This window comes from Candidatus Amarolinea dominans, from assembly GCF_016704685.1.
GTDB classification, from domain to species: domain Bacteria; phylum Chloroflexota; class Anaerolineae; order SSC4; family Amarolineaceae; genus Amarolinea; species Amarolinea dominans.
This window is the reverse complement of sequence record NZ_JADIZS010000013.1, coordinates 39,909-64,571: the sequence shown is the minus strand read 5'-3', so window position 1 is coordinate 64,571 and position 24,663 is coordinate 39,909. Positions and strand designations below refer to the sequence as shown.

General features: G+C 59.2%; 21 protein-coding genes. 7 read left to right on the top strand and 14 right to left on the bottom strand.

Going from position 1 to position 24,663, the window contains the following annotated elements; all coding sequences use genetic code 11:
* Window positions 1–6 precede the first annotated feature (6 nt).
* The 9 genes from IPF85_RS09595 to IPF85_RS09555 form a co-directional block, all read right to left on the bottom strand.
* Window positions 7–252, bottom strand: a complete 246-nt coding sequence (locus IPF85_RS09595; RefSeq protein WP_343407860.1) for a hypothetical protein — start codon at window positions 250–252, stop codon at window positions 7–9.
* Between the two features lie 102 nt (window positions 253–354).
* Window positions 355–1,848 (bottom strand): AAA family ATPase, encoded by a 1,494-nt coding sequence (locus tag IPF85_RS09590; RefSeq protein WP_343407859.1) that lies wholly within the window; start codon window positions 1,846–1,848, stop codon window positions 355–357.
* A gap of 139 nt (window positions 1,849–1,987) precedes the next feature.
* Window positions 1,988–2,782, bottom strand: a complete 795-nt coding sequence (locus IPF85_RS09585) for an ABC transporter ATP-binding protein (RefSeq protein WP_343407858.1) — start codon at window positions 2,780–2,782, stop codon at window positions 1,988–1,990.
* A 193-nt stretch (window positions 2,783–2,975) separates the two neighbouring features.
* Window positions 2,976–4,166, bottom strand: coding sequence for an ABC transporter substrate-binding protein (locus IPF85_RS09580; protein WP_343407857.1), 1,191 nt, complete (start codon window positions 4,164–4,166; stop codon window positions 2,976–2,978).
* 398 nt (window positions 4,167–4,564) lie between these two features.
* A complete protein-coding gene (locus IPF85_RS09575) occupies window positions 4,565–5,245 on the bottom strand; it encodes a CBS domain-containing protein (RefSeq protein WP_343407856.1) in 681 nt (226 codons plus the stop codon).
* Window positions 5,246–5,260: 15 nt separating this feature from the next.
* Window positions 5,261–6,304: a branched-chain amino acid ABC transporter permease gene (locus IPF85_RS09570; RefSeq protein WP_343407855.1), complete on the bottom strand. Its 1,044-nt coding sequence runs from the start codon at window positions 6,302–6,304 to the stop codon at window positions 5,261–5,263.
* 25 nt (window positions 6,305–6,329) lie between these two features.
* A complete protein-coding gene (locus IPF85_RS09565; protein ID WP_343407854.1) occupies window positions 6,330–7,202 on the bottom strand; it encodes a branched-chain amino acid ABC transporter permease in 873 nt (290 codons plus the stop codon).
* Window positions 7,203–7,246: 44 nt separating this feature from the next.
* Window positions 7,247–9,175, bottom strand: coding sequence for a long-chain fatty acid--CoA ligase (locus IPF85_RS09560; RefSeq protein ID WP_343407853.1), 1,929 nt, complete (start codon window positions 9,173–9,175; stop codon window positions 7,247–7,249).
* 22 nt (window positions 9,176–9,197) lie between these two features.
* Window positions 9,198–9,986, bottom strand: coding sequence for an ABC transporter ATP-binding protein (locus IPF85_RS09555; protein ID WP_343407946.1), 789 nt, complete (start codon window positions 9,984–9,986; stop codon window positions 9,198–9,200).
* Window positions 9,987–10,444: 458 nt separating this feature from the next.
* Here IPF85_RS09555 and IPF85_RS09550 point away from each other — a divergent pair, with 458 nt between their 5' ends.
* The 3 genes from IPF85_RS09550 (at window position 10,445) to IPF85_RS09540 (ending at window position 14,049) form a co-directional block, all read left to right on the top strand.
* On the top strand, window positions 10,445–11,194 hold the full coding sequence (locus tag IPF85_RS09550; RefSeq protein WP_343407852.1) for a DUF4145 domain-containing protein: 750 nt from the start codon (window positions 10,445–10,447) through the stop codon (window positions 11,192–11,194).
* A 224-nt stretch (window positions 11,195–11,418) separates the two neighbouring features.
* Entirely contained in the window at window positions 11,419–13,191 is a 1,773-nt protein-coding gene (locus IPF85_RS09545) for a hypothetical protein (RefSeq protein ID WP_343407851.1), read from the top strand.
* Between the two features lie 171 nt (window positions 13,192–13,362).
* Window positions 13,363–14,049 carry a DUF4145 domain-containing protein gene (locus IPF85_RS09540; RefSeq protein WP_343407850.1) on the top strand — a complete coding sequence of 229 codons (687 nt, stop codon included), beginning with the start codon at window positions 13,363–13,365 and terminating at the stop codon, window positions 14,047–14,049.
* Between the two features lie 217 nt (window positions 14,050–14,266).
* On the opposite strand, the gene IPF85_RS09535 is transcribed toward IPF85_RS09540, so the two are convergent.
* A complete protein-coding gene (locus tag IPF85_RS09535) occupies window positions 14,267–14,527 on the bottom strand; it encodes a toxin-antitoxin system HicB family antitoxin (protein ID WP_343390169.1) in 261 nt (86 codons plus the stop codon).
* A 223-nt stretch (window positions 14,528–14,750) separates the two neighbouring features.
* Here IPF85_RS09535 and IPF85_RS09530 point away from each other — a divergent pair, with 223 nt between their 5' ends.
* Together IPF85_RS09530 and IPF85_RS09525 are read left to right on the top strand one after the other, a co-directional pair.
* On the top strand, window positions 14,751–15,557 hold the full coding sequence (locus IPF85_RS09530) for an SDR family oxidoreductase (protein WP_343407849.1): 807 nt from the start codon (window positions 14,751–14,753) through the stop codon (window positions 15,555–15,557).
* Window positions 15,558–15,695: 138 nt separating this feature from the next.
* On the top strand, window positions 15,696–18,818 hold the full coding sequence (locus IPF85_RS09525) for a hypothetical protein (protein WP_343407848.1): 3,123 nt from the start codon (window positions 15,696–15,698) through the stop codon (window positions 18,816–18,818).
* 28 nt (window positions 18,819–18,846) lie between these two features.
* Here IPF85_RS09525 and IPF85_RS09520 read toward each other — a convergent pair whose 3' ends face one another.
* Window positions 18,847–19,974 carry a DUF362 domain-containing protein gene (locus tag IPF85_RS09520; protein ID WP_343407847.1) on the bottom strand — a complete coding sequence of 376 codons (1,128 nt, stop codon included), beginning with the start codon at window positions 19,972–19,974 and terminating at the stop codon, window positions 18,847–18,849.
* A gap of 23 nt (window positions 19,975–19,997) precedes the next feature.
* The gene (locus IPF85_RS09515; RefSeq protein ID WP_343407846.1) at window positions 19,998–20,528 is read right to left on the bottom strand and encodes a zinc ribbon domain-containing protein; all 531 of its coding nucleotides are present in this window, start codon (window positions 20,526–20,528) and stop codon (window positions 19,998–20,000) included.
* A gap of 205 nt (window positions 20,529–20,733) precedes the next feature.
* Between IPF85_RS09515 and radC the strand changes: the two genes are divergently transcribed.
* Both radC and IPF85_RS09505 read left to right on the top strand, forming a co-directional pair.
* On the top strand, window positions 20,734–21,441 hold the full coding sequence (gene radC / locus IPF85_RS09510) for a DNA repair protein RadC (RefSeq protein ID WP_343407845.1): 708 nt from the start codon (window positions 20,734–20,736) through the stop codon (window positions 21,439–21,441).
* Window positions 21,442–21,562: 121 nt separating this feature from the next.
* The gene (locus tag IPF85_RS09505) at window positions 21,563–22,384 is read left to right on the top strand and encodes a hypothetical protein (protein WP_343407844.1); all 822 of its coding nucleotides are present in this window, start codon (window positions 21,563–21,565) and stop codon (window positions 22,382–22,384) included.
* Window positions 22,385–22,400: 16 nt separating this feature from the next.
* Here IPF85_RS09505 and IPF85_RS09500 read toward each other — a convergent pair whose 3' ends face one another.
* Both IPF85_RS09500 and fabF read right to left on the bottom strand, forming a co-directional pair.
* Window positions 22,401–23,096, bottom strand: a complete 696-nt coding sequence (locus tag IPF85_RS09500) for a hypothetical protein (protein WP_343407843.1) — start codon at window positions 23,094–23,096, stop codon at window positions 22,401–22,403.
* 117 nt (window positions 23,097–23,213) lie between these two features.
* The gene (fabF, locus tag IPF85_RS09495; RefSeq protein ID WP_343407842.1) at window positions 23,214–24,626 is read right to left on the bottom strand and encodes a beta-ketoacyl-ACP synthase II; all 1,413 of its coding nucleotides are present in this window, start codon (window positions 24,624–24,626) and stop codon (window positions 23,214–23,216) included.
* Between the last annotated feature and the right edge of the window lie 37 nt (window positions 24,627–24,663).

Below are 24,663 nucleotides of genomic sequence, written 5' to 3'. Positions count from 1 at the left end.
GTACCGTCACGACTGGAGGCGGGCGCCGTCCAGGGTTTCATTCAACGGCTCACGTATTTTCCAGAAGGTTGTGGTATCCACCGGGCCAGCGTGGTCAGGGGCTTTGAGATCAAGCGGGTCCGAAAACAGGCGCAACAGTGCGCCGGTGGGCAGGACAAGCACCAGGTACAGGAGGCTCAAAAAAACGCGCGCCTGGAAATTGCCGATAGCGCGCATGACGGACTTGAAGTTTTCCCAAAATGTCTTCAGCACGCGACGATGTGACTCCTTCGATGCCAGTCGTTGATTCTGGCGGCATTACAGCAAAGATTGTAGCATAGGATGAACAAAGGACAAAAAGCAGGGACTCGCCTCTCAGCGCAGGAGCAGCAGGGTGGAGAGGGGCAAACTAACGATGCGCGGGTCGTCGCTGGCCGGTTCATCCGTGAGCGTCAACAGCAGGCCAAACGGTGCGTTGTAGACCGATTTCTCGACGAAACTGCGCAAACCGCGGCTGTCTTCCCAGCGAATGGTAGAGCGATACTTGACTTCCAGGGGGATGCGCTGCTCGCCCAGGGTCAGAACGAAGTCTACCTCTGGCTCGCTGGCGCGCTCAGGAAAGTGGGCGACATCCAGGCCGGTGATGGACCTGAGAAAATAGCCGGTTGTGCTTTCGGCGATGCGCCCGGCCAGGTCGCGCAGATGCGGCTGCTGCTCCAGTCCGCCTGGATGCAAGGGAACGACCTCCTGCAGCCAGCTTGCGCGCAGCGCATGGTCACACAGGCACAGTTTCGCCGGCCCGCGGGCGCGCTTCAGGCGCAACTCCAGCGGTTCGATCAGGCGGATCAGCAGGGTGCCATCCAGGAATTTGAGGTAGGCCAGGATGCGCTGCCAGCCGATGTTGGCGGCCAGGGTGCGCCGAATCTCGTCCAGGTAGAGAGACTGCTTGGGCGATTGACCGATGTAGCGGCACGAGAGGCGAAAGACTTCTTCCAGGAGCTGTGCATCTCGTCGGGCGCCCCGCGGACCGACGCGCAGATCGTGCTGAATGGCGCGGCGAATGACCGTTTCATTGAGCAGGTCAGCCAGGTCATCCCACGGCAACTCGGCGGCTGCATGAGCAATCGGGTACGCGCCGCGTTCGGAAAATGCCTGAAAGGCTCGATCGCGCAAGATGCGGTGCTTCATGCCATGCTGGCGCAGGGCGAGCCAGAAGTTCTTGTCTTTGAGCGGAGCCAGCCCGTTGAACGGCAGAAAAGGGGCGATGTGCCCTTCCCCGCGTATCTCCAGGATTTCGCGCAGAAGGAGCGGCCCCATGTCCAATGTGCTGAGGCGACCGGCCAGGCTGTCGCGGCCAAGTTCGATGCGCAGCGCCGAGCTGCCTGTGGCCAGGACGCGCACAGCGCTGGTGTCAACCAGGAACTTCAGTTGGGGCGCCCAGGCGTCCAGGTTCTGAACTTCATCGAGAAAAAGAAAGGCGGGCTGCCCTTCTTGCGCAGCCTGGTTGAACGTCTGCTGCAGAACGGCCTGTTCGAACCAGTCGGCCAACCGCAGGATTGGTTCCTGGAGCCGCCGCAGTTCGGGCAGGTCGTCGAACTGGATGTAGAAGATGTGATCTGGTGAGACGCCTTCAGCGAGAAGGGCTTGGATGAGTTGCAGCACCAGCGTACTCTTGCCCACCTGGCGAGGACCGCTCACTACCGTCACTTTCGTCGGGCCATGCTTGAGGCGTCCAAGCGCAATCGGAAACGCCCATCGTTTCACTGGCGGCAGCGGCGCCTGGGGTAATCCTCGCCACCACGGATTGAGACGGCGCAGGTTGGCTTCGAGGCCTGCGGAAAGGTTGGTCAGCACATCTTGTTGCGGCATTGGCTTCCACTCTTGCATCAATGGGGAGGGCTGGGGCAAGCAGACGTCTCGGAGGATTGTGCATCCTCGGTCATGGCCGCATTATAGCAGAGTACCAGGAAAACCTCAAGGCCCATGCCGGAAAGCGTCGCGGTTTGAATCAGCTCAGCCAGCGTTTGCGCCGTTTGTAGTGCTTGATCTCCCGATAGCTCTTGCGCTGACCGACGTCGGTCAGGCCCAGGTAGAATTCACGCACATCGGCGTTGTCGCGCAGCGCGGCCGGGTCGCCTTCCAGGACGATGCGCCCGTTCTCCATGATGTAGGCATAATCGGCGATGCTCAGGGCCAGGCGTGCGTTCTGCTCAACCAGTAGAATCGTGGTCCGCTGCTCCTGGTTGATGCGCTTGACGATGTCGAAGATTTCGGCCACCAGTAGCGGCGCCAGGCCCAGGCTCGGTTCATCCAATAACATCAGGCGCGGGCGTGCCATCAGGGCGCGGCCGATGGCCAGCATCTGCTGTTCACCGCCGGAGAGGTAGCCCGACGTCTTGGCGCGACGCTCCTTGAGGGGCGGAAAATAGGCGTAGACCGCCTCGATATCTGCCGGTACCTGGCTGCGGTCACGGCGCGTGTACGCGCCGGCCAGCAGGTTCTCCTGCACGGTCAGATGTGGAAAGACGCGGCGACCTTCCATCACCTGGAAGATGCCCCGGCGCACAATGTCGGCCGCGTCCAGCTTATCAATACGTGTGCCCAAAAACTCGATGCTGCCATCGGTCACCGCGCCATCCTCCGGCTTGAGCAGGCCCGAAATCGCCTTGAGGGTGGTCGTCTTGCCAGCGCCGTTGGAGCCGAGCAGCGCAACGATGCGCCCTTCCGGCACCTGCACCGACATGCCCTTGAGCACAAGAATTACATCATTGTAGATGACTTCGATGTTATTGAGTACGAGCATAGCGCGCTTCCTCACCTCACATGGCCCGATAGGATTGGTACACGGATCAACCCAGATCAACGCGGATGTGATAACGATCCGTGTAAACCCGCGTTGATCCGTGTCCAATCACCTGCGTGGACGCGATGCCGGTCGGCGCAGGCCAACCTGGCGGCGGCACGCCCCTTCGCCGCAAATTCACTCGGCGGCGGCGTTATTTGGCGCCAATGAAGTCGCTGATGGATTCCCACTTACCGGCCTTGACCTGATACAGGCGCAGGGCCTTGTTGCCGGCATGATCGGTCGCGGTGAACGTCAGGGGCGAGGTGACGCCGCCGGTTTCGAAGTTACTGATCGTCTCCAGGGCGGCCTTGAGGTTCTCACCGGTGATTGGCTTGTTGCTGTCCAGCACGCGCTTGATCCCCTCTGCCATGACGGCCATGGTCCACCAACCCTGGACGTAATGCAGCCCCTTCTCCTCCAGGTTGATGCTCTTGCTCTTGGTGTAATCCACGATGTCCTTGACGCCGGCCACACCAGTGCCAGGCGGGGCAAAGTGAATCGTACCAACCACGCCTTCGGCCGCAGCGCCCGCCAGCTTGATCAGGTTTTCGTCCGCGCACCAGTTCAGGCAGATGATCTGCGCATTCAGGCCCAGCCCCTTGGCGTTCTTGGCCGCCAACGAGCCAGGGCCGGACGTGTTCTGGATGATGATGTAATTGGCGCTGAAGGCCTGTACCTGGGACAGCTGCGGCGTCAGGTCGGTGGCGCCGCGGGGCATCGCCACTTCCAACACTTCCATGCCGTTGGCCGCGGCAAATTCGTTGCCGGCCGGCAGCGGCGATTTGCCAAAGGGGCTATCGTTGTAGAAAAAGGCGACTTTGGCCTTGCCACTGCCGCCCTTGGCCTGCCAGTCCTGCAGCGCCCAGCGTAAACCGATGACCATCTGATCGGAGTAGGTGGTGCCGATCAGAAAGTTGTAGGGTGCGTCGGCCATGACGACCAGGTTGGCCGAGTAAGAAGCCGACATGAAGGGCAGTTTGTCGGTGGCGATTTTGGTGCGCAGCGCCTCCGTGTCGCCGGTGCCCCAGCCCTGGATCGCCACCACCTTGTCCTGGGTCACATACTGCGAGTACAACTGCTCGGCGTTGGGCACCTTGTACGCGTAGTCATTGCCGATCAGCTCGATCTTGCGCCCCTTGATGCCGCCCTTCGCGTTGATCCAATCCACATAACCCTTCAAGCCATCCGCATACGGCACGCCTACATCGGCCGTTGCGCCGGTCAGGTCAAAAATACCACCCACTTTGATCGGCTCGCCGCTTTGCGGCGCAGCGCCGCAGGCGCTCAGCAGCAGGCTGAGGACGATCAGAACAGTCAACAGACTCAAGGCACGTGTCTTCATCGTATCTCCTCCATTTCAAACAGTCATTTCAAGTAACTGCTCACCTCTGGCCCCCCCCTCGGGGGGAGGAAAAAGGGGAAGAGGGGGGTTTTTCTCCCGGGGGAACAAAACCCGCCACGGGAGTTCGAATATCCTGTCAATCCTGTGAATCCTGTCTGAATTCCAGGCAGGCTGAGCAGTTACCATTTCAAGCAGTCATTGCAGGCAGTCATTGCAAGTCGTCCTGCTAAGTGTACCCAGGATTCGCGGCAAGCGACACTGGGGACGTGAACTAAAAAACGGATCGTTGTGATATGCGCTAACACCTCCGGTAAGCCTGGGCGGGCAGGCCAAATTGTACACCGTGCAGATTCATCGGTTGGGGGCCAGGGGGGCGAGAAAGCAGAGCCGGCGGCCATTCAGACGCCCAGCGGCAATGGCTCGAACGGTTTCTCGATCAGGCGCAGGTCGGTCAGGTCGAGATCGGCATAGGCGCTGAGCGCGGCTTGCAGTTGATCGGGACGCGCGCCCAGCACCTTGAGCGTCACGCGCTTGTGCTCCCCATCCGGTTCATTGATGGTGAGCATGCTGGCGATGGCGCCGCCGGCGTCGGCCACATGTCCGGTCAGGTGATGCAGCACCCCGCGCTGGCGCTGGGTGCGCACGGTGATGCGCACGCCTGGCTCCCCGGCGCCTAGCGCCTCGGCCAGGGTCTTGAAGATGTCCGTTTCAGTGATGACGCCAACCAGGGTGGCGCCCCGCATCACCGGCAGGCAGCCGATGCGGTGCTGAATCATGATCCGCGCCGCCTCTTCCACCGGACAATCTTCAGTCACCGTCAGCACCGGCGTCGTCATGATGTCGGCCAGGCGCAGCTTGCTGAGCAGCGCATGAACTTCGTAGATGCTCAGGACCGTAGCCGGTGAGGGCGCCGTTGACAAGATGTCCTTCTCCACCACAATGCCCACCAGACGCCCCGCCAGATCAAGCACCGGCAGGCGCCGAATCCTGTGCTGCCGCATCAGCCCCACCGCCTCACTATGCGACGTATTGACCGTTGCCGTAATCGGATTACCGGTCATCCGCTCTTGCACCAACATGGCTATCCTCCCCTCTCAGTAACTAAACGGCCACAAGCGGAAGTAATCTTTGACATCACGCCACAGCTTGGCGATGCCCTCTGGCTCGAAGACGAGGAAGAGGATGATGGTCAGGCCAAAGATGGCCTGCTGAATGAAGGGCAGGATCTGCCCCAGGCTGGGCAGCACACCACCAAGTGCGCGGCCCAGGTTCGAGATCACCGCGGGCAGCAGGGTCATGAACGCGGCGCCGTAGACAGAACCAGACACAGACCCCAGCCCGCCGATGATGATCATCGCCAGGTAGAGAATGGACGTCTCGATGGTGAAGCGCTCCCAGGAGATGATGGTGGTGTAGTGCGCGGTGAGGGCGCCGGCCGTGCCCACAAAGAAAGAGGAGACGGCAAAGGCCAACACCTTGAAACGGAAGATATCCACGCCCATCACTTCGGCGGCGATGTCCTGATCGCGGATGGCAACGAACGCGCGGCCCACGCGCGTGCGAAACAGATTGATGGTAAAGAGCACCGTGATGGCCGCGACCGTGACCGAAACCCAGTAGAAACGAAACTGGGTATTCAGAGCCAGGCCGAACAGCATCGGCGCGGGGATCACCAGCGCCTCCACACCGCCGGTCACTGCGTCCCAGTGCGTGATGACCCACTCGATGATCTGTTGCGCGGCCAGGGTGGCGATCGCCAGGTAGAGACCCTTCAGGCGCAGGGAGGGCACGCCGAAGACGGCGCCAACGACGGCGGTGACCGACGCGGCCAGCGGGATCGTCAGCCAGAACGGTAGCCCCAGGCGCAGTGTGAGAAAACTGGCCGTATAGGCTCCCACCGCCATGAACGCGCCCTGCCCCAGTGAGATTTGCCCGGTAAAGCCAACGAGGATGTTCAACCCCACGGCGCCGACCGCGGCAATGGCAATCTGATTGGCGATCGTCAGATAATAATTGTCGGCGAAGAAGGGAAAGATCAGCACAAAGGCGATGAACAGCCCCAGCCGCACCTTCTGCGCGGGGGTCCGGCGCAAGGTCAGGTCTTGTTGGTAGGTGGTATGAAAAATGCCAGATTCCACGCTGTTTTTCCTTCTCTCCGCAGAACTACACGCGCTCGATGCGGACTTCGCCGAACAGGCCGTAGGGCCGCACCATCAGGATCAGCACCAGGACGACAAATGGCGCCACCTCGCCCAGACCAGAGGTGAGATAGCCGCCGGCGAACGATTCGAGCAGGCCGATGATGACACCGCCCACGATCGCGCCGGGGATGCTGTCCAGCCCGCCGAGGATGACGACGGGAAAGACGCGCAGGCCGATACCACTGACCGCGCCGCTGACGCCGACGATGTTGGCCACCAGGATGCCGGCGATGGCGGCCGTGACCGCGGCAATGGACCAGGCGATGGCGAAGATGCGCTTGACGCTGATACCCATGCTCAGCGCGGCCTGCTGATCATCGGCCACCGCGCGCATGGCGATGCCGTCACTGGAACGGCGGAAGAACAGCGTCAGGGCGGTGAGCAAGAGCACCGCCAGGCCGATCGCCACCAGGCGGTCGCCAGGCACGGCCGCGCCCAGGATGCGCAGCGTGGTGCTGGGGATGAAGGCCGGAAAACTGCGCGGCGCCGTGCCCCAAATACCGCTGACGAAGGCGCGCAGCAGGCTGGAAAGGCCAATCGTCACCATGATGACCGAGATGATCGGCTCACCGATGAGGGGGCGCAACACCAGGCGCTCGATGATGACCCCCAGGACGGCCGCCAGGACCAGGGTGATGAGCACGCCCAGGGGCCAGGCGAGGCCAAAGTCCGCCATCAGGCCGAAAGTCAGATAGGCGCCGACCAGGAGCAGCTCACCCTGGGCAAAGTTGATGACTTCGGTGGACTTGTAGATCAACACGAAGCCCAATGCCACCAACGCATAGATCGCGCCGTTGGTCAAGCCGGTGAACAAGAGCTGAATGAATTGATCCATGTTGGCCTTTCGTCAGAGATCGGATCGAGATCAGAGATCGAGAATTATAGCGTTTCGATGCGCAGGCGAGTGCGCAGGCGGGCGGTGCGCCCATCCTGGTAGGTGATGGTCGTCTCCATGTCCAGGTGATCGTTCTGACTGTAGAGGGCGCTGATGATGTCTTCGTAGCGCTGGGCCACGTAGCTGCGACGCACCTTGCGTGTGCGGGTCAGCTCGGCATCGTCGGCGTCCAGTTCCTTGTGCAGCAAGAGAAAGCGCTTGATGCGCGCCGCGGGCGGCAGATCGGTGTTGGATTGCTCGATATGCTGGCGGATAAGCCGGTAGACTTCCGGTTTCTGCGCCAGGTCGGTGTAGGTGGTGTAGGTGACGGCGCGCTTCTCGGCCCATTTGCCCACATTGGCAAAGTCAATGTTGACCATCGCGGTGATGAACGGCCAGTCGCCGCCAAAGACCACGGCTTCCTTGATGTACTGGCTGAACTTGAGTTTGTTCTCGATGAACTGCGGGCTGAATTTGGTGCCGTCGTGCAGGGTCATCACATCCCTGGCCCGGTCAATCACGATCAAATGGCCGTCGTCGTCGAAATAACCGGCATCACCGGTGTGCAGCCAGCCATCGCGGAAGCTCTCAGCCGTGGCCACGGGATTATTGAAGTAGCCTTCGGCCACGGCCGGGCCGCGGGCCAGAATTTCGCCGCTGGCATCAATGCGCACGTCGGTTTCGGGGATCGGATGGCCGACCGTCTGGAATTTGATGTCGCCGTCGCGATGCACCACCGCGATGCCGTTGATCTCTGTCTGGCCGTAGATCTGCTTCAGGTTGACGCCCAGGGCATGGAAGAAGCGGAAGACATCCGGCCCCAGCGCAGCGCCGCCGGTGTAGCAACGCCGGGTGCGGCGCAAGCCCAGTTTATCGGTGATCATCTTGAAGACCAGGGCGTCGGCCAGGCGATAGCGCAGGCGCAGGCCGGCGCCCGGCGTTTGCTTGCGGAACCGGGCATCGGCCATGGTGTAGCCAACGCCTAAGGCCCAACGGTACACCGCCTGCTTCAAGCGCGTGCTGTCCTCGATCTTGACCTGCACCTGGCTGAGCATGTTTTCCCAGATACGCGGCGGCGAGAAGACCACGCTGGGGCCGATCTCGCGGATGTTCTCTTGCACCGTCTCCGGTTCTTCGGGGAAGTTGATCGTAAAGCCGATGGTCAGGCCACAGCTCAGCGCCATCATCTGCTCGCCGATCCAGGCCAGGGGCAGGAAGCTGATGAACTCGTCCGTTTCGTGCAGGGGATCAACCGACATCAGGTTGCGCCCCATGCTGATCATGCTGCGATGGGTGAGCATGGCGAGCTTGGGCTTGCTGGTGGTGCCAGAGGTGGTGCAGAGGATGGCAATGTCCTCGCTGCGGCCCGCGGCCACGCGTTCCTCGAACGCGCCGGGGTGATCCTGCTCGTAGGCCTCGCCCAGTTTTTCCACATCGGGAAAGTAGAGCAAGAACGGCTCGGTGTAGTTACGCAAACCGCGCGGGTCGTAGTAAATCACCTTGTGGACGTGATCTTTGAGCTGATCCCACATCTCCAGCAGCTTGTCCACCTGCTCCTGGTCTTCGACCACGACAAAGCGCGTTTCAGCAAAGGCGATGACGTACGCCATCTCCTCGACAATGGCGTCCTGGTAGATGCCGATGCTGAAGCCGCCCACGGCCTGCGCGGCCAGTTCAGCGAAAAGCCATTCCGGGCGGTTGTCGCCCACAATCGCCACCACGTCACGCGGCTGCATGCCCAGGCTGAGCAACCCCAGGCAAAAATACTTGACATGGCGCGCATACTGCGCCCAGGTCGTGGCCTGCCAGATGCCGAACTCCTTCTCGCGCAGGGCCACCTTGCGCTCGCCATACTGGCTGGCCCGCGCCAGCAGCAACTGCGGGAAAGTTTGGGGAGTAGATGCAAGGTTCGGTGTCGTTTGCTGATGGTTCATGATTGGGACCGGAGATCGGTGGTTACAGGTGCGGGCGCATATTGTGATCCTGGCCCAGGTAGGCACGGATGACTTCGGGGTTGGCTTTGACCGTGTCGGGCGTGCCTTCGGCCAGCTTCATGCCGAATTCCAACACCGCAACGCGGTCGCTGATGTCCATCACCACGCCCATATCGTGCTCGATCAGGATGGTGGTGATGCCCCGCTCCTCGTTGATGTCGAGGATGAAGCGGGCCATGTCCTCTTTTTCTTCGATATTCATGCCGGCCATCGGCTCGTCGAGCAGCAGGATGGTCGGTTCGACGGCCAGGGCGCGCCCCAACTCCACGCGCTTTTGCAGGCCGTAGGACAGGGTGCCCACGGTCTTCTTGCGGATGTGCTCGATTTCGAGAAAGTCAATGATGTCTTCGATCACCTGGCGATGACGGATCTCTTCTTTTTGGGCAAAGCCCCAGTAGAGGCCGCCGCTGAGCACACCGCTTTTCATGTGAACGTGACGTCCCAGCATCAGGTTGTCGAGCACGGTCATGTGGCGAAAAAGCTCGATGTTCTGAAAAGAACGCGCAATGCCCAGGCGGGCGATCTGCGCGGGACGCAGGTGCGTGATTTCATGCTGGCGGCCGGCCTGGTCGAAGAAACGGATGTGGCCCGCCTGCGGGTGATAGAGGCCGCTGATGCAGTTGAGCATGGAGGTTTTGCCGGCGCCGTTGGGGCCGATGATGGCGAGGATTTCACCCTCGAAGGCATCCACACTGACGCCAGAGATGGCGCGCACGCCGCCGAAGTTGAGCGTGATCTGATCAACCTGCATGATGCGCCGCGGCGCTGAGTTGGGCGAGTGACCGTTGGCTGACACGCGAACCACCCCTGGATGAAGGAGAACCCGATGTTGGCGAAACAAGCCGTGTTGGCGCAACTATGATAGCCGCGGGGTGTTAATGAATTGGCGATGAAAGCGTTAATACAGGCGTTAATGCGCCGAAGCATGCCCGCAAAAACGTGTTTGACAGATGTAAGAAATGGATGTATTCTGGGTAATTGTGGTTACCGGCGGGTTTCCTGAACGATTTGCAACGCAAGTGCGGAACTGTCACGGTCTCAATGATTTTTCAGATGAATGGGCGGTTGAATCGCTGTGATTTGCCCAACCGAGTTTCAACCACGGATGTGCGAAACTCACGGAGGTTCTTGTAAGCTCTTCTTCTCACCGTTGTTATCGGTCATGCTTCTTGAGTATTCGCTATTCACGACTAAAGAGATATCGGTTCCATGCAAGAAAACATCAAAAGTATGGCTCGCGGCTTTATGTGTGGCTATTGCTTTGCACAATCAGGGTATGACATCGTATTTGCTGATCACTCAGAGACACGCCACGTATATGGGGACTTGTTGGAAGGTAAGGCAATTGCTGTACTCAAATGTCGAAATTGCAGAATGCTCAATCTGCTTGTGTTCTCTGTGAAGGAAGAAGATTTCGGCGGTTCAATGGAAGAATCAGAATTGGAACCATTTCTCGCTGAACACCCTCATGTTCTTTCTCCTGGTTTTAGCGAAGAAGAAGGATCAATTGCCCCAATGTGGATAGAGTTAATGGGGCAATATCCTCACGGATTCAAGTTGAGCAGAGACGTACCGGTTACCATACGGTACGATTTGGAGGAGGCTGGAGACTGTCTTGCAGTGGGAGCATCGAACGCAGCAGCAGTAATGTGCGGTCGAGCAATCGAGAGACTCGCGGCTGATTTCGGGATCAAGCCAGACAAAACAATGATGTTAGGCGCGATGCTCGGCGAACTGAAGGACAGAAAACTGGTTAGCGAAGATCTGTTCAACGCCATGAGCGAAGTCAAGGAGTGGAGAAATATCGGCGCACACCCCGGCAAAGACGATCAAGGAATAGAACTGTCGCAGGCCCAGAAGATCGTTGAGTTTACTTACCTGCTCGTTGAGCAGGTGTTCCCTCGCAGAGACATTCACAAGGTGAAAGATGAACTAAAGCAAATGAGGAACAAGAAGTGATTGGGTGATTCCCGAATTTACTGTGCCAATGAAGGTTTGGGTATGTGAGTAACCGAGTTTACGGGATGGTTAAGCCGCCATCACCCAAAGCCTGCATGCTCATCTCCAATCCAACGTTGCCAAGGTTAATGGCGCTTTGAGTACCTCATATGCGGCGCAGGTATTGCTCAATTCGTTCGCATTCCTGATCTCTGTGGCTAATTCATTACGCAGGATTCAATACAATGTCAAAGTTCGAAAATACGGAATATCAACTAAAACGTGCTAGGGACAATCTCAAAATAGCTGAGTTGCAGAAGGAAATAGCAGATCAAGAAGTAATAATTGCCAACGCTAGTGGATTTCGGGCAAAATGGAAGATTGAATTGGCCGAAAGCAATCTTGCGAGATTGAGACCAAAAACGAATGCCCTGCTTGCTCAAATGCAGCTTGAAGATGCCCAAATCAAAGCAGAGTTGCTCCGAAAGCAGAGCACGCGCCGCAAGGTCTTGGAAGATGAGAAGAAACGTGAGCAAGACGCAATCAGGTCAGAAGAACAATGGAAATTAGCAGAGGAACGTCGGAAGAAAGAAGGTGAAGATAGAGCTAGAAGGGAACAAGAAGCAAGAACCAGATCCGAACAAAGAAAAAAGGACCGGGAAGAAAAGGAGCGCATAAGGGCTGAGAAATTGGTGTCATTAACTCCCGAAGAACAACGAGCCAGAAACAAACAAGCATCGCAGAAGAAGAACTTCCTACTCGGGAGCATCGCAGTACTGATCCTTCTGTGTTGCGGTTGTAGTATTTGGGCACAAACAAGCGTGCGTAAAGAACGGGTGTTACCCGAGAATATTGGACCGATAGACATCTCATTACCCGAAAATTTCCAAACAAAGAACAACCTGGATTTTGTGATTGAGAAGATTGAAGTATTGTCTGAGTTAGAAGGAGACAATCCTAGATATTACTATTTGATCATTCATGGTTCCTTGACTAATCCGAGTAATGAAACGGCATGTACTGAAGCTCAGGAATATGTTCTCGCCAATAACACTAATAAAAAGAACTATACTATTGATACAGATGCCGCCTCTCATTTAAGCAAAACCTACCTAGATGGCCTGGGCTATCCAAGTACTAGAGGACAATGTCTTGAACCAGATGAAAGCGTAGGAACGTTTTTGGTATTTGATGTCTCACCGCAGACTCAAGGCCTACAACTCGAGACCTCTAATAGAAACATATCCTTGGGAGATATGGCCGCATTCATTGTAGAAAAGGTAATCGCAGTAACGCCGACCATCGTTCCTACAAGTACCAACACATTTACTCCAACCTACACTGCAACAGCTACACCTACACCTACAAACACACCTACCAGTACTGCAACGCCTACCCCAGTAACATTAGCTTCGGTCATTGTAGACGGAAAAATTTTTGGTGGGCCAGGTGAGTTTTATGATGTCGTGGGTAAAACGCTATCAGGTGGTGAATTACCGATTTACGCCAAAGCGGGTAAGAATTGGTATCTCATAAACTGGAATGGAAGAGAGTGGGTCAGTGCAAGCCTGATTTCACTCAAATCCGGTATAGAAATACCTGAAAGCGAGACTGTACCTCCAACACCCACCAACACGCCACGTCCGACAAATACGCCGACAATAACACCTACCGTGACTCCGAGACCGACAAATACACCTGATATTAGTAACGAATCTTTCGCAGAACTCATGTGTGAGCAATTTGTCACGGAAAGGTTATTGTCCCCAGCCTCGGCAAAATTCGGCGGTTTCTTCGATGACTGGGATACTGCAATATTTGTAGGAAAAGATGGCGCTGCGTTCAAATTGCTTGACATAGATTCGTCACGGGTGCTTGGCCATGGTGTTTGGGTTGTGGTCGGCAAGGTTGATGCACAAAATGCATTTGGCGCAATCATTCGCTCTGATTACGTATGTGTGATGGAGTATAGACATAGTAATGAGACATGGTATCTCCTCAAGATTTCGATCGATTAATCGAAAAGCCTCTGTGGCGGTGATCAACCACTTTCAGCCGTCAAATTGATGGTGCGCATCCAACCGGTGGCGTCGGAATTTTCGAACTGCCATACAGGTTTGGATAAGCATGGCGACCTGATGTCATCTCGGCGTTAGTGACCCATACGGGGAAAAGAAAGGACACTGGATATGACACGATCCACTTTGCTCCCTAAAACCAAGAGCATTTTCTGCAATTCGTGCAAGCGAGAAACGAACCACATATGCATAGCTGATCACTATCACGTTGACCAAGACGATGATATACCTGAAGAAGGTGAGGTAACGGGTTTCCGACTTCTAATTTGTGCTGGATGTGAAAACGGAACATTAGAAGAGTATTTCGCTATTTATCCACTGGATGAAGACGGCGAGGTCCTCGCTGATACTATCGAGTATGAAGCAAGATATTATCCAGATCGTGGTTACTTGCAGATTGAGACAAAACAGTTCAAACGACTTCCACCCAAACTAGATGGAATATATCGGGAAGTGCTCAGAGCATTCAACAATGACATGGGAGTGTTGTGCGCTATTGGAATACGTGCGCTTATTGAGGGTATTGTTGCGGATCGAGAAATAGAGAACGGTAATCTGGAGAAAAAGATAGAAAGCCTCTCGGGACTACTTCCCAAGAACATTGTATCGAACCTTCACAGCATCCGATTTATGGGGAATGAAGCCGCACATGAATTAAGCGCTCCTGCACGAGACGAGTTGCGATTGGCAATTGAAATTTGCGAAGACCTGTTGAACTACCTGTACGATCTGGATTATAAGGCCAGCTCCTTGACTGAGGTTCGAAATAAAAGGAAAAAACAGACACCTAATGCTTGAGGGCGATTTACCCATGCGAGCCCAAAGACTGATCAAGGAGCGGGGCGCACAATATCAACAGGACCTGTTGCGGATGTGGGAGAGTAATGAGTTCAAGCGACTGCCTGGATTGGAGTAATGAGATGAATGCTCCAAGAATAAGATCGGCGACCCCCCTCGAAGAGAGGCGCCTGCTGGTCACATTTCTCAACGGAGTCCAACAAGATGAAGCAGGGAATCAATGACGTGCCGGCCATTGATCGGCGGCGTCTGGCTCTACATCAGGCGCCTGGGCAAGTATGGCCAGCAACCGCGCCCGGCTGCCGCGCCTGGCGCGCTCTTGCAGATAGGTCTGGGTGTTGATTATCGCTATCTTCTCCGAGATGGCAAGCGTGACAAATTGATTGATCGAAACGCCTTCCTGCTCTGCCAGGACGCGTAACTGCTGATGCATGGAGGTCGGTAGGCGTAGATTCAACACGATCTGTGGTATCGTCACGTTAGCTGTCCATACTTGTTGTGTGGCTACCAATCGAATGAGTCTTCATCGCTGCGTAAAGACAATTCCGATCTAGTCAGTATTATATGCAATACCAAACAGATTTGCAAGAAGGAGTAAAACCAGAGATGACATCGCTTAGAAGCCCATTTTTCTGTAGCCGGATACTACCGTTTCTCGAACGACATGTGCTCGACAATCTTCTGAAGGAGTGAGGTGCAACGTGCAAACTCAGAACAAGGTGATTGTGGTTACCGGCGGGGGGAGTGGGATCGGAAGGGCGCTGACCCTGCGGCTGGTGAATGCCGGGGCGCATGTGGCTGCCATTGACATTCACGAGAATACCCTGCAAGAAACGCAGGGCCTGGCCGGGCCGCACAAGGGCCATATCAGCCTGCATGTGGTCAATGTGACCGAGCGCGAGACGGTCAACGCGCTGCCGGAGAAAGTCATCGCCGCGCATGGCGTGGTGGATGGCCTCATCAACTGCGCCGGCATCATCCAGCCCTTTGTGCGAATCAAGGACCTGGAGTTCGATGCCATCAAGCGGGTCATGGATGTCAACCTGTACGGACAGATTCACATGATCAAGGCGTTCCTGCCCCACCTGCTCGCACGCCCGGAGGCGCACATCGTCAACATCTCCAGCATGGGTGGCTTCTTCCCGGTGCCGGGCCAGACCATGTACGGCGCCTCGAAGGCGGCCGTGAAGCTGCTGACCGAGGGCCTCTACGCCGAGATGATCGGAACCAACGTCCATGTCACGGTGGTCTTCCCGGGCGCCATTGCCACCAACATTGCGCAGAACTCCGGCGTGGTGATCGCCGGCCTCGGTAATGAGCAGGCGCACAAGTTCTCCGCAACGACGGCCGCTGTGGCCGCAGAAACCATCATCAACGGCATGGTGCGCAACAAATTCCAGGTGTTCATCGGTCAGGACGCCCGCATGATGGACCTGCTGTACCGGCTCAACCCCCGCTGGGCCACGCAGTTCATGTTCAGTAAGATGAAAGCTCTCCTGCCGGATTAAGAAACGGTAAGATTCGCCCGCTTGGCGCCCTGCCTGTTGCCTGACGAGGGCAATGACTGACTGATAACCCCATGAACCGAATGAACACATTCAGGCTGCCGAATGTGTCTTGAGCCGTTTCTCCCTGGGGAGGTTGTCATGGTGTTGCGTCTTCACCGCTTCTGGATTCCGCTCCCCGCGCCTGATCTCGCCGCGCCGCGCGCGGTGCGGCCGCATTCCAGGCGCCGCCGCCTGCTGGCGACCGCATGGCTCCTGCTGACCGCCCTGCTCTGCGCGTGGATGGCGCGGCCGGCTGCCGCCGCGCCCCCTTCACCCACCCTGCTCGATGTTCCCCTCACTGTCAAAGAAAACGTCGGCGTTGCCATCGCCAACTACCCGGTCAGCGCGGTGATCCCGCTGCCGCAGGGCGCGTATACCAACCCGCTGCAACTGGGCATGGCCGGCGTCCCATCCCAGGTGGAGGTGCTGGAACACTGGCCCGGCGACCACAGCCTGCGCCATGTACAGGTTCATTTTCAGGCTACTGTTCCCGCCAATGGCGCTGTCGTCTACCATTTTGGCGACGGCGGGCCGCTCGCGCCGGCCGAGCCGGTCAGCCTGATCCAGGCCGGCGCGGCGTTGACGATCACCACCGGGCCGCTGCGGCTGCGCCTGAACACCGCCGCCTTCAATCTGTTCGATGCGGTCTGGTTCGACGCCAATGGCAATCGCATCTACGAGGCGGGTGAGCAGATCGTGGCGCCGCACGGGCAGAACGGCGGCGTCTTCACCCCGCGCGCGGGCGCCGGCGCAGTGCAGTACGACGCCGGCCGCAATGACCTGGCCGTGACGATCGAGCAGAGCGGGCCGCTGGTGGTCGTGGTGCGCGTGGAGGCGCCGGCGCGCTTCGTCTCCACCACCAATCATCTGCACGGTTTTGCCGCGCGCATCTACGCCTACGCGGGCCAGGCGATGCTCAAAGTGGATTATCAACTGCAGAATTCGGACAAGACCGTGGTGCGCTCCTGGCCGCTCTACTTCGAGTCGCAGCGGCTCGATCTGCGCCTGGCCCTGCAGGGCAACCCCACCCTGCGCTTTGGCCTGGGCAACGGCAGCGTTCACACCCGCAGCCGCGGCAGCGGCGCGTACCTGGCCCAGGAGATGCACGATCGCTTCGCCATCTACAGCCAGCCCGGCCCGACGCAGGTCTATTCCGCCACCCTGCCGGCTGGCACGGGGCCAGAGGGCTTCCTGGACATCAGCGATAGCCAGGTCGGTGTGACCGCGGCCATCCGCAACTTCTGGCAGACCTGGCCCAATGGCCTGGCTGTAGATGGGCAAAATCGTCTCAGCCTGGAATTGTGGCCGGCCTGGAGCGCGCATTGGCTGTCGTTCCTGTACACGCAGAATGCCCAGAGCGGCTTCAGCTCCAGCGGCCTCTACTGGCTGGACGACATGCAGCACTACCTCAAGGAAACGCAGTTTTGGTTTCATGGCCCCGGCGCCGCCAACGCCACGCTGCTGGGATTGGCGCGCACCTGGCAGTTTCCGCCGGTGACCGTCGTTCCCACCGACTGGTATCGCCAAACCCACGCCACGGCCGACCTGGGCGGCGTCATCCCGCCGGCCGTCGCCATTCCACCGGCCGACGACCGCCGCCTGCCCTTCTACAACACGCCTGGCTATGATCCAGAAGACTGGTACGATCCCCAGAGCGCCTACTATGGCGCAGGCTGGATCAACTTCTGGGATCCGGAGCCGGGCTACCGTTCGGTGGCCTGCACGGCCGGCGGCTGGCCCTACGCCGCCACCCATCTGATCGCCACCGGCAATCCCGCCGATTTCTTCGAGGCTGCGGAGCACGGACAGAGCGAGCTGAATCTGCGGCCCGAATGGCTCACCGGTTACACGCACGACGCAGATTGGCCGCAGTTGCAGCTTTCAGAAAATCCCTACTGCGGCGGACGCTGGCGCATCTATGAAGGCTCTGTGTCGCCCCTGGCCGCGCCCCCCTTACCCGACACCGTCGGCGATTATCCGGTTTACAGGGCACGCGACGATCAGCACGGCTGGACCTACCATGTGGCCGACGCCTACTGGCTCACCGGCAATCCCTGGATACGCGACTGGTATCGCTTCGTGGCCGAGTTCCGCCGCGTGCGCCTGGCGCAGTTGGACCCCTTCCCAGACAATAACAGCCGTGCGCGCGGCCATTCGCTCAACCAAGTGGTGCAGGCTGCCCGCGTCGCCGGCGATGTCACCCAGCTCGACCGCCTGCGCACCCACCTGCTGACCACCCTGCGCCCGGATCAGGACCGCTTCTACGGCGATCAACGGCCGGAAACGGGCGAATCTGGCGGCGGTTTTCAGACCGGCTATCTGATGCGCATGGTGGTTGACTACCTGGAAGAGATGCGCGCCCGCGGGGACTGGCAGGCCTACGCGGAGGGGTTCAGCTATCTCAGCGGGTTGGTGGCGTGGAACTACAACTTCGGCAACTTCCCCTACTATTTCGATGCCCGCGGCGGCGGGGTGGGCTTTTCCAACGGCACCAGCCTGACCCTGGTGGACCCGGTGGCCTGGTATTACTGGCACAGCGGCCGGCAGCCCATCCTGACGCATCTGAACCAGTACGTCACCGGCGGCATCAACGGCGGGGAGCCGCCCTACGGCGAATTCAACGCCTGGAGCGGGCAGTTCGAGAGCCGCTACTACCTGTTTGTCAAGCACACCGTGCGACCGGATAGCACGCCGCCGCCGGCCATCGGCGACCTGGTGGCCCAGAGTCTGACCGGCACGGTGCGCCTGCTGTGGACTGCGCCCACCGACGCGGTGCGCTATCACATCGTTTGGAGTGACCGGCCGCTCGTCGAGCCGAACTCACTGTCGCCCGCGGTGATGAACTGGTGGGCCGCCAACGCAGTCGGCCCCACGCTGACGGCCACGCCTGGGCAGCGCCAGATGTGGACCATCGCCACCGGCGCCACCACTCCGGTCTACGCGGCCATTTTCAGCTTCGACGCGCAGGACAACCTGAGCGCCATGTCCAACGTGGCCCTGGCCGCGCCGCCCGTCCCCTGCCTGGCTGACATTGACGACAACGGTCTGATTGATCTGCTGGATGTGATGTTAGTGGCCGGCAGTTGGGGCACGGCCAGCGGTCAGCCCGGCTACGTCGCTCGCCACGACATGAACAGCGACGGCCTGATTGACATCTGGGATGTGCAGTACGTGGCAGGTCACTTCAACCAGACCTGCACAGGAACCCAGACAAGACATTAGCTTTCTCTGCCACGAATTTCACTAATTTTCACGAATTGCTCTCTGTCTTTCGTGTCAATTCGTGAAATTCGTGGCAAGAACTCTGGCAAAAAACAGCCATCTTCTTCTTACCGAGGAGGGGATACCAGATGGAGTCGTGGTAGATGACCGAGGCCATGTACGCCCAGGGCGCCAGGAACGTCTTCAGTGACCATTCTATGGGGCGCTTGAGCGGGCCCCAGTAGATCTTGTGCTGCATGCGTGAGGCGAAAGTCATGTTCTTGAACGGCCCGTCGAAATGCCAGTTCTGCTGCGCGGCGGCCAGATCGCCCACGATCTCGATCTCGCGCGGATCGCCGCAGCCCAAACCCAGTTCATGCGCCAGGCGGATGAACTTGATGGAGAGCGGGTCAATGCCCATCAGCTTGGCGGCAATGGCGTCAATCGCCACCTGGTCGCTGCTCGCCAGGATGACGTTCTTGGTGTACGGGATCATGCAGCGCGGGCCGGGGCCGTCGCCGACAAAGGTGCCGTCCATGACGGCAAAGATACCGCGGTGAATCTTCTGCTGAATCATCAGCAGGTCCACCAGCGTTTCATGAATGACCGGATGCGTCCAGTGCCGACGCTCGTTGAGCAGACCGCCGAACGCGTTCTTCATGGCGCCGGTCGTCGTGGTGAAGACGTGGGTCTTGACCGTGGGTAGATGGATGATGTTTTCGCCGATGAAGCGTTTGGGAATGTTGAAGCCCTGCGGGTAGACCTGGTTGAGCACCAGGAACTTGTTGGCAAGGTCGCCGACCGCGTCGCGGACGTTGATCCATTCTTCGCCTTCGTACAGATGCACGTTGCGCAGGCCGTGGGCTTCCACGACGTTGAGCTGCTTGTTCTCACGCTCGCCCAGGTGCGCATCAATGACGACCGTGCGATTGTGGCAGGCATGAATCAGGTTGGGATCGTAGCCGTCCTGTTTCATGGCACGGATGACGCCTTCCAACTGCCAGGGGGTTGTGGAACTGCCGGGGTAGAAGACATGCCAGGAGATGTTGACCTTGAGCGCGGTGTCGGCGTCCTTTGCGATCACATCCTGGTAGCCGGCCAGGTTCATCAGGCGATGATAATCGTCCAGAACCGTGGCGGGCGTGGTGGTGAGAATGGCTACTTTGCTTTTGCTCATGGTTATCTATTTACCTCTTTTTCTTAACGCGGCGCCTGGGCGGGAATGGCCGTCGGCTTGGCCCAGCGTCCGTCGTCTGCCGCCGGGGATGCAGGCAGGGTTTGCATGGGGGCCACGGTGGGCACCTGTGCGCAGTACGGACAAATCTGCCAGCTCATGTCGAGCAGCCGGCCACAAGAGGCGCAGGGGCGACGCAGTTGGGCGGTGCAATGCGGGCACAGCATCCAGTCCGGCTGTATCTTGTGTTGGCAGCTGCTGCAGACAGGCTGCTCTTCCATGTCGCGCAGCAGGGCTTCTTCTTCGAGCATGCGCTCGTACCGCTCAGCCAGGGTATCACGTGGCCGCAGAAGCAGGTACAGCCCCAGGCCGACCGGCCCAAAGAGCAGAACCAGGAGCGATGCCAGCAGCGTGGCTAGAATATCACGGGTGCGGGCGCGCATATCACGAAATGTCCAGATGACGAGGGCGATCCAGAAGGCCACCAACAAGGCGCCAAACACGGCCACCACGGTCTGCAGGGCAGTCCCGATTGTATTCAACAGATCAGACGACATGCAAGAGTCTCCTGTAGTAATTTCATGTAACCGGCCGATTATACCCGATTCCAAGCGATAGAGCAAAGCCCGGCCGCAAACTGCTTCTTATTGTAACGCTGTGAGAGCGGTAATGGTTGCAGGCGCGAATGCAAGGGAGTCAGTTTCGTTGTAACATTCACGCATGACATGACATCTCTCCCACTGCGAAAGGAAAAACCTGCCCATGTCCGAATCTGCCGGAGTCGAGTACACGCTCTTGATCCGCAACATGCCGACCAATGAACGCCCCCGCGAGCGCCTGCAGTACTACGGCGCCGGGGCGCTTGCCTCCTCCGAACTGATCGCCATCCTGCTGCGCGTGGGCACCGAAGGCGAAAGTGTTCTGCACGTCGCGCAGCGCCTGCTCAGCAAATATGGCGGTCTGCCTGGCCTGGCACGCGCCAGCTTCGATGAACTGTGCCAGGAAAAAGCACTAGGCCCGGCCAAGGTGACGCAGATCAAGGCGGCGCTGGAACTGGGCAAACGCTTGCTCGTCTCATCGCCCCTCGACCGGCCGCAGGTGCGTTCGCCGGCCGAGGCCGCCGAACTGCTGATGGCAGAGATGGGCCTGCTGGAGCAGGAGCAACTGCGCACGATCCTCCTGGATACGCGCAACACGGTCATTGGCATCCCCATCATCTATCAAGGCTCGCTCAACAGCGCGGCTATACGTGTGGGCGAGATGTTTCGCCATGCCATCAAGGCCAATGCCGCGGCCATGATCGTTGCGCATAATCACCCCAGCGGTGACCCGGCGCCGTCGCCGGAGGATGTGCGCGTCACGCGCAGCATTGTGGAAGCGGGTAAACTGCTCGATATTGACGTGCTCGATCATGTGGTGATCGGGCATCAGCGCTTTGTCAGTATGAAGGAGCGTGGCCTGGGATTCTGAAGAGCGCAAAGTAGGGGCACGGCCTTGCGCCTGCCCGCCGGGCGACCGCAAGGGATCGCCCGGCTGCAAATTGAGAGGATACCAGACGGGGATCAAGATCAGGGCACAGACGGAGGCAAGGATGGCAAGAACGATGCGGACGATGGAGTTGTGTGCGTTGTTGGTGGTGATGCTGACGGCTTGCGGTTCAGCCGGCGCGCCCGCGGCAGGAAGTTCCCGCGCGCCGGGTGAACCGCCGGCCGGCGAGCGGACATTACCTGGCGGCGGCCGGACGGGGCCGGGCAACGACCTGGCCACGCCGCGGGGGGCGGGCGCAGGTCAAGCCGGTGCTGCCGGCCGCCCCGGTTCGCGTGCCACCGGGGCGCCGGCGCCCAACCTGACCGCAGTACCGGCCAGCGATGCCGCCGTCGTCATCCAGACCTACGCCCAGGAGATGCTCGGCATCAGTGTACAGGTGACCCAGGCCCGTGGGGTCAGCGGGCCGTTGACCGTGGCGCCGACGCTGTCAACCGCCGGCAGTCAGAGTATGCAGGCCGCCGTACACCTGGCGATGGCTGCCTATGCCGGTCGCCTGAGCGGCGGCGTTGGCGTGGTGGCTTATGGCTCCGGTCAGGTGTCGGGTGATTTGACCGCGGACATCGAAGCGGCATCGCTTGGCGCCTTCAGCCTGCAGAGTAGCGCGGGCTATCCGGGCGACGCCGCCGCGGCGCTGGACCTGGTCAAGCGCACCTTCCCTGCGTTGGCCAGGCTCAACCTGGCCGCGCAAACCACCACGGATGGCTACGCTTTCTACGTCACGGACCAAACCACCACCGTCAATCCTCGCACCCAGCAGGCGGAGGTGACGGCCCTGGCAGCCCTGGCCGGGGTGCTGCCTGGCAGCTCAGTCATCGTGTATGTCGTGCTCGGCACGGGTGATTTTGCCGCCACGATTCAACCGTAAGAAGCTCACTCCACTATCATGTTGTAGTAAACAACCGGCTCAACTGCTTGCGCACCGTGTCGCTGAGGCGGCCGTTCTTGGCCTGCGATTGCTTGCGTATGAACTCCTTCAGGTCTCTCGCATGCACAACCGGCATGGTCGCATCGTTGACGGTCAAAACAACTTTGTTGGCCACGAAGACCACCACCGGTTGTGGCTCAACCTCGAACTCCGGCCCGTTCTGTACGATCCACTGCTTGAGACGCGCGACATCTTCCTGCGCCTCACGCGCCGGATTACCCAGGGCCTCTTGCGAGAAGGCGGTGAAAAACCGCAGCAAATTGAACGGTTGGCGCCAACTGTTCTTTGTGATCGTGATCTTGCCCTCCTGGTCGCGCGTGATAAAGACAAAGAGGCCGACCGGACTCAGCAGCACGTTGGATGCGGGCAATTGCCAGGCGAAGAATTCGTAGCGATCGTCCAGGCCCTTCAGACTGGTGGCAATGACCTCATCCGGCCGTGGTTTGCGCACGAAACGCCGCATGTAGAAAGAACCGATGTTGGCGCCCACAAAACCGAGCAGCAGACAGCCCATCGCATAGGGCAGCAGGTTGACGTTGCTCATGAAGGAGATGATACTGCCGGCCAGCAGGACTGCCAGTGAAAGGCCGGTAGTCCATTTGCCAATGATCGCGCGGCGCTGGATGTACTTTGCATTCAGGTAAATTTGCATCAGGTCGTCAGATCCTTGTTTGGTTGTAAAGGCGCAGGCGTCCGCGTCCCCGGCTGCAATCGCAGTCACGAGGACGAGGGCGGCCTGCGCCGATTGGTTTGAAATCAGATAACTGGGTCAAGCGGCGTACTTGCCGACAACCAGGCAGGCATTTTGCCCGCCCAATCCGAACGAGTTCGACATCGCCACGCGCACGGGGCGTAGACGGGCCACGTTGGGGACATAGTCCAGGTCGCACAGGGGGTCAGGTCTTTCCAGGTTGATGGTGGGGTGAATGAGGTTGTTGACCACGCTGTAGACACACGCCATGAACTCGATCGCCCCGGCGGCGCCAAACGTGTGACCGATCATAGATTTGGTCGAGCTGATCGCCAGGTCGTAGGCGTGCTCGCCAAACACCTGCTTGATCGCCCGCGTCTCGGTGGGGTCGCCGATGGGGGTGGAGGTGCCATGCGCGTTGATGTAATCCACGTCACGCGGGCTGAGACCGGCATCGGCCAGGGCTGCGGCCATGGCACGCGCCGCGCCGGCGCCTTCTGGCTGTGGGGCCGCCACGTGATAGGCGTCTGCGCTGGCCGATTGCCCCAGCACCTCCGCGTAGATGCGTGCGCCTCGTTCGAGGGCATGCTCCAGGCGCTCGAGCACCATGATACCCACGCCTTCACCGATGACAAAGCCATCGCGCTGGATGTCGAACGGCCGGCTGGCGCGCTCCGGTTCATCGTTGCGCAGTGAGATGGCGCGCATAGCCGTGAAGCCGCTGAAGAAGATGTGGCCGATCAGGGCCTCCACGCCGCCCGCCAGCATCACATCGGCCGCGCCGCGGCGAATCATCTCCATCGCTTCGCCGATGGCTTGCGTGCCGGCCGCGCAGGCTGTGACCACCGTGGCGAGCGGGCCTTTGCAGTTGAAGGTCTGGCTCAGGTGAAAGGCCGGCATATTGGGCAGGGCGGCGGTCACCATGTGTGGCTTCATGCGGCCGGGGCCGTGGGTGATTAGCTGACGGATCAGATTCTCCGCGATGTCGAAACCACCCAGACCGGTGCCCATGCAGACACCCACGCGCGCCGCCTGCTCATCATCCCACTGAATGTTGGCGTCGCGCAGGGCTTCGGCGCCGGCTGCCAGCGTAATCTGCGAACAGCGCGCCATGCGCCTGGCATCTTTCGCCGGCACCCCGGCCGCGATGGGATCGAAGTCCTTGATCTCGGCCGCAATCTGGCACGGGTAGGCGCTGGCATCGAACTGGGTCACGCGGCCCACACCGGAGCGGCCGGCCACCATGGCTTCCCAGGAGGCGGGCGCCGAATGGCCCAACGGTGTCAGCGCGCCGAGGCCGGTGACGACCACGCGCGGGCGCACTTCTGGTTGTTCACCCAGGGAGACGAGCGCGTCCTGCAGGGTCTTGTCATCCATGGGGGGTTGATCGTGCAACTGATCGCTGGTCAGATCATCGGCCAGTAACCGCAGAAGCGCCGCGCGCACGGGTGTGGGAAGGCGGTTCACTTGTTGACGCAACATCGAAGTCATCGGTTTTCCTTCTATCCTTAGCTCTTTCTTAGCTCTT

Bases quoted from the DNA above. Each gene is read 5' to 3' on its own strand.
- IPF85_RS09590 (WP_343407859.1), bottom strand. From the start codon at position 1,848: ATGCCGCAACAAGATGTGCTGACCAACCTTTCCGCAGGCCTCGAAGCC.
- IPF85_RS09585 (WP_343407858.1), bottom strand. From the start codon at position 2,782: ATGCTCGTACTCAATAACATCGAAGTCATCTACAATGATGTAATTCTT.
- IPF85_RS09580 (WP_343407857.1), bottom strand. From the start codon at position 4,166: ATGAAGACACGTGCCTTGAGTCTGTTGACTGTTCTGATCGTCCTCAGC.
- IPF85_RS09575 (WP_343407856.1), bottom strand. From the start codon at position 5,245: ATGTTGGTGCAAGAGCGGATGACCGGTAATCCGATTACGGCAACGGTC.
- IPF85_RS09565 (WP_343407854.1), bottom strand. From the start codon at position 7,202: ATGGATCAATTCATTCAGCTCTTGTTCACCGGCTTGACCAACGGCGCG.
- IPF85_RS09560 (WP_343407853.1), bottom strand. From the start codon at position 9,175: ATGAACCATCAGCAAACGACACCGAACCTTGCATCTACTCCCCAAACT.
- IPF85_RS09555 (WP_343407946.1), bottom strand. From the start codon at position 9,986: ATGCAGGTTGATCAGATCACGCTCAACTTCGGCGGCGTGCGCGCCATC.
- IPF85_RS09550 (WP_343407852.1), top strand. From the start codon at position 10,445: ATGCAAGAAAACATCAAAAGTATGGCTCGCGGCTTTATGTGTGGCTAT.
- IPF85_RS09545 (WP_343407851.1), top strand. From the start codon at position 11,419: ATGTCAAAGTTCGAAAATACGGAATATCAACTAAAACGTGCTAGGGAC.
- IPF85_RS09540 (WP_343407850.1), top strand. From the start codon at position 13,363: ATGACACGATCCACTTTGCTCCCTAAAACCAAGAGCATTTTCTGCAAT.
- IPF85_RS09525 (WP_343407848.1), top strand. From the start codon at position 15,696: ATGGTGTTGCGTCTTCACCGCTTCTGGATTCCGCTCCCCGCGCCTGAT.
- IPF85_RS09520 (WP_343407847.1), bottom strand. From the start codon at position 19,974: ATGAGCAAAAGCAAAGTAGCCATTCTCACCACCACGCCCGCCACGGTT.
- IPF85_RS09515 (WP_343407846.1), bottom strand. From the start codon at position 20,528: ATGTCGTCTGATCTGTTGAATACAATCGGGACTGCCCTGCAGACCGTG.
- radC (WP_343407845.1), top strand. From the start codon at position 20,734: ATGTCCGAATCTGCCGGAGTCGAGTACACGCTCTTGATCCGCAACATG.
- IPF85_RS09505 (WP_343407844.1), top strand. From the start codon at position 21,563: ATGGCAAGAACGATGCGGACGATGGAGTTGTGTGCGTTGTTGGTGGTG.
- IPF85_RS09500 (WP_343407843.1), bottom strand. From the start codon at position 23,096: ATGCAAATTTACCTGAATGCAAAGTACATCCAGCGCCGCGCGATCATT.
- fabF (WP_343407842.1), bottom strand. From the start codon at position 24,626: ATGACTTCGATGTTGCGTCAACAAGTGAACCGCCTTCCCACACCCGTG.